Source organism: Nostoc cf. edaphicum LEGE 07299 (assembly GCF_015207245.1).
GTDB lineage: Bacteria > Cyanobacteriota > Cyanobacteriia > Cyanobacteriales > Nostocaceae > Nostoc > Nostoc edaphicum_B.
The window spans coordinates 1-4,328 of sequence record NZ_JADEXF010000479.1 but is presented as its reverse complement, the minus strand read 5'-3'; the positions used below and the strand labels follow the sequence as shown (position 1 = coordinate 4,328).

The 4,328-nt window shown below is 37.9% G+C and carries 5 protein-coding genes; 1 reads left to right on the top strand and 4 read right to left on the bottom strand.

Features of this window, described 5'->3' with window-relative positions:
• Nucleotides 1–37: 37 nt before the first annotated feature.
• The 3 genes from IQ229_RS15185 to IQ229_RS15175 all read right to left on the bottom strand — a co-directional run bounded on the left by IQ229_RS15185 (nucleotide 38) and on the right by IQ229_RS15175 (nucleotide 2,045).
• Nucleotides 38–463, bottom strand: a complete 426-nt coding sequence (locus IQ229_RS15185) for a type II toxin-antitoxin system VapC family toxin (protein WP_163936993.1) — start codon at nucleotides 461–463, stop codon at nucleotides 38–40.
• A 7-nt stretch (nucleotides 464–470) separates the two neighbouring features.
• Nucleotides 471–686: a hypothetical protein gene (locus IQ229_RS15180; protein ID WP_194044985.1), complete on the bottom strand. Its 216-nt coding sequence runs from the start codon at nucleotides 684–686 to the stop codon at nucleotides 471–473.
• A 126-nt stretch (nucleotides 687–812) separates the two neighbouring features.
• Nucleotides 813–2,045, bottom strand: coding sequence for a damage-control phosphatase ARMT1 family protein (locus IQ229_RS15175; protein ID WP_322743994.1), 1,233 nt, complete (start codon nucleotides 2,043–2,045; stop codon nucleotides 813–815).
• Nucleotides 2,046–2,801: 756 nt separating this feature from the next.
• Here IQ229_RS15175 and IQ229_RS15170 point away from each other — a divergent pair.
• Nucleotides 2,802–3,380: a DUF4360 domain-containing protein gene (locus IQ229_RS15170; RefSeq protein ID WP_194044983.1), complete on the top strand. Its 579-nt coding sequence runs from the start codon at nucleotides 2,802–2,804 to the stop codon at nucleotides 3,378–3,380.
• Nucleotides 3,381–3,581: 201 nt separating this feature from the next.
• Here IQ229_RS15170 and IQ229_RS15165 read toward each other — a convergent pair whose 3' ends face one another.
• A complete protein-coding gene (locus IQ229_RS15165) occupies nucleotides 3,582–3,983 on the bottom strand; it encodes a hypothetical protein (protein ID WP_194044981.1) in 402 nt (133 codons plus the stop codon).
• Nucleotides 3,984–4,328: the final 345 nt, after the last annotated feature.

Genomic DNA, 4,328 nt, shown 5'->3' with positions numbered 1-4,328 from the left:
GCCCAATGCCCAATGCCCCATGCCCTATGCCCAATCCTTACGGCAAATTTTCTCGCAGTAATGCTCGAAAGCCTGCTTGTTGAAAATGCTCATCAGCGGTCAGTGCTTCAGTGATGCCGCTATATTGCATGACAATAAAAGAAACGCAATCGACAAATCCCCATTCTTTCTCTGTTCGTTCTCGATATAGCTCGAAAGCACGTTCGTAGAGTTCTTGGGAAAGGGGGACAATTTCTACTTTGGAGTCTGCTACTAGAGAATTTAATAATATGATTGCCGCCTGACGATAAGGTTGTTGGGATAAGGCATTGCCAATTTCCAACATCACCGCCTGTGTTGTCACCAAACGAGTTTCTGCTGCTTGCAACATTTTAGCCAGATGTAAGGCTCGGTCATGCAAGCGATCGCTCGGTGCAGATAAGGCAATGGCAAATGATGTATCAAGAAAGACTTCAGAATGCATGAAAAGTTTATTTACTGTACAAATATTTATCTATATTGGCAGACCAGTCAGGCGGGCCTTCGAGGTTGAGCGATCGCGCCGTTTGCAAAAATGATACCGTTTCATGTTCGCTTGGCGGTAAAATTTCAATACTGATTCGCACGCGGGTATTGATTGGCAGTGCGACCGGTTCAGCTGGATAGAACACTTTGCCATTAAACACATCTGTGATTTTTTCTACCATTTTCCTTACAAAGTTCTTCTAGTCTATCCTAAGCTGGTTGTGATGATACGGGTAGGGTAGACGACCCTATAAGTAGTGAAGATACGTATACTTCTTTTACAAATTATCTCAATGTTTCAAAATTGCCTAAACTACCAACTGAATCACACCCCACTGTCCATTTGTCAACCAAGAAGAGTCAGATTTTGCTACTTTCTCAATAACTTCTGGTTTTAAACCAACTGCTACTTCTGACTTGAGGGTGCGTAAAGCTACCATTGGCACGGGTAGGTAGCAAACTATATCTGCAATGTTGGTGGTAAAATCCCAGTGGCGATCGCCTAATAATCGGCGATAATTAGCATCTCCTTTAACTATAACCAAACTCGCATTGGCTAACTCATTTTTGAGGTAGTTGGGTATTTCCCAAAAGGCTAAAGGCGATGTCCAAAAGTAATCTTCAGATAGTATTAAACGCCCTGATGCAATATTGTCTTGTAGTCTTTGGGTAAAGGATGTAAGTTGTTGATTTCCAGTAGCGGCTAAAAAACTTATTGTGTCATGTACATCCTTAATCATGGCATCAGATACAAAAGTTGGATGTGGCTTTAAGTGTAGGTAAACCCTATCAGCCAGTCCGCTACTTAACAAAAAATCTACTAAAAATAAATCACAAACAAGTTCAAAACCAGCATTATCTACAACAAAATCAATCCGTCCCCCTTGAGAGTTGGTTAACAATTCCGTGACTTGGGAGGCATCATTTACTAAGATATGAGCTAGTTGGGTTTGAATATCAAAACGACTGCGATCACTCTCGGATGCTGACCATAAACTCAAGTCAACTCGATTTCCCCATAAAGCAAAATATAACAATGCTATTAAAGCTGCTTGATTTGATTCTCCCTTCAGTTGGGACTTATTTAACCAATTGTTCGCCTGACCACACAGTAGAATAATCGAATCCAGAGATACTTCTAAACTTTGAGACTTTTGCAACTCAAATGGATCGACACCTTGCGATACACCAGGGCGAAAATAATTAGTAATTTCTAGAATCAACCGAAAAAAATAAGTTTCGGCAAAAAACCAAGGAACATCTAGCCAACGCTGACCTTTGTATAATTCTAAATATGTATTCCAGGCTAAAAAATCTACAGCAGTCTTATTTAAAAGAGGTTGCACATATCCTGCTGGCAATTCTGTAGCCAGATTTTCTAAGCTGGTATTAATTTCAGAAGAGAAATTATTTTCAGCGATAACTTTGCGAGCGATCGCAGGCATTCGTTGAGTAACTGTATACTCAGTAAAAGAACCAACTTCTGACCCCAAAAGAGACGGTGGTATGGGTAATTTGGGGATATAGGATATATTCGCCACCAAATTTTCTTATCCTCATGTTTTCAGTTATTTTAACCCTGTGTGCGACTTTCTCTCAAACTTAATCAACTCAACAGCAGGATAAATCAACGATGGCTACAAATAAAAAATTTAAGAAAGTTATAAAATCTCTTCAATAAAGCGGAATTAGATTTATCCATTTTCAAATGCTTTTCAGACTAAACTTTAACCTTACTCCTCTTTTATTACGAGAGTATAATCCGTAATACTTATGGGATCTGACCTTTCACGGTATCTAAAAACCTCTCTCTAAATCTCTCTCCTAAAAGGAGAGAGACTTTAAATTTTCCCCCTTCCCTTGTAGGGAAGGGGGTTAGGGGGTTAGGTTTTTTGTGGCTTTTCCACATAACGTGAAAAGTCAGTTATGGGATAAGGGTTTTAGCAAATCCTTTATTTCAAGCATCCTGTTAGAAAAGAAAGCTTCAAATTCTCCTTTGTCTAAAGTTAAAAAATTGGCTCTTATTTTTCTTTTTTGAGAGTGATTAAAAAGGATTAAGTTGAGACCAATGACTCCAAAACGCAGTAATTCTTAAAGAATAAGATTGTATTTGCTCACCATTTATACTCCAATTTTGATCTTTCGTAACGATTTGAATATTTTCAGTATAACTTCTAATAAAACGCTAAATTTGTCTGTAATTTTTATTAGAATTTTAGAGTAAAGAACTAAGAAAATACTAGTTAATTAGCTAGGCAAACACTAGTTAGTTAACTCGTGAGGAATAAATAAAAATTATGAAGTTTTTAAAGACATTTTTTGCTACGGTTGCATTAATTGCTGCTTCAGTTGGCCCTGCCTTTGCTGATACTACCAGTGTTCAAATTATAGATGCAGTCTATGGTGGTAACGGTTGCCCCGAAAACTCTGCTGCTGTAGGAATTAGCCCTGATGGTCAAGAGCTAACCATTCTATTTGATAGCTTTATAGCCCTAGCTAATAACCAAGCACAAAGCCGTAAAAGCTGTAATTTGAACATTGGCATCCGAGTACCCCAAGGTTTTCAAATTTCCCTTTATGATGCTGATTATCGAGGCTATGTTGCTGCTGCAACCACTGGGACGCTACGAGCAGAGTACTTTTTTGCTGGGAGTCGCGGACCGGTTTTTACTCGGACTTTGATCGGTGGAACTGACTATTTCGTTCGAGATAGTTTGGCAACCGTAGCTAATGTTTGGTCGGCTTGTGGTGATAGTGTAAATATGCGGGTAAATGCTTCGATGCGCGCTAGTGGTGTCGGGATGGCCACCGTTGACTCTTTTGATCTTGCTCACCGTGGCTTAGTTTATCACCTCAGATATCGCCGCTGCGTTTAACTAACTACTAATTCGTGATTTTCAAACGTTTCACCATACCAATTAGTAGAATGCTAAATAGACAATGCTGTAGAAGCACATCCATACTGTACTTCTACAGCGTGATTTAAATAGATTTGGGAGATGCAGAGATTGATTTCAGCACTCCAGACGACTTAGTTCTGCTGTAAATCCGTTAGGAACTTGATAAACCTAAATTATCTATTGTGAATCATTAATATCGCCAAATGATGTCATCTGTAACTCGACTGCGTTGACGTAACTTCGATCGTTCAAAACTTCCGCTGATAACTTATTAGCCCTGATAGCAGCTTGAACCACATCTTTCGCAGTCAAGTATCCGGTTTGGTATTTGAATAACAAAGTGCCTCCACTGGGAATACCCTGCTCTTTTAAATAACCTTGATAAGCTAGAAAGGCAATATTAAAGGGTTGCAGATATTTAGTATCTGTAGAATTTTTACGTGAAGTATTAGAGTTGATATTTGTATTTCTTTGTCCATCATTATTGTTAGTATTAACTGTTTGAGCGCTAGAAATTGCAGGGATCAAAACTATAGAAGTAATGATAAGTACAGAATTGAGCAAGCTTGTGAATTTCATGATTTTATCCTTGGTAGAGATTAATTAGTATTTTCAAGTAATATATTCTTGTTTCTTAGCAATTTTAAGCTCTTGTGATTAGATCATTATATTTATTGATTTATCAATCATAAACTCGAATAAAATAATCCCCTCAAAGCTTAAGATATAAACTTTTAAGCGAATTACCATAGCGACAAAATGGACTATTTTGTAAACAAAAGGGTAATTGATAAAATGATATAAGCTACACCTCAAAAGCCCAGAAGTAACTTAGCTCATTCAAAATTACTAAAACCCATCATGTAATAGGCAATAAAAGCAGTATCAAAAGGTTTGAGATAATTGGGATTTGTGGAATAGCTA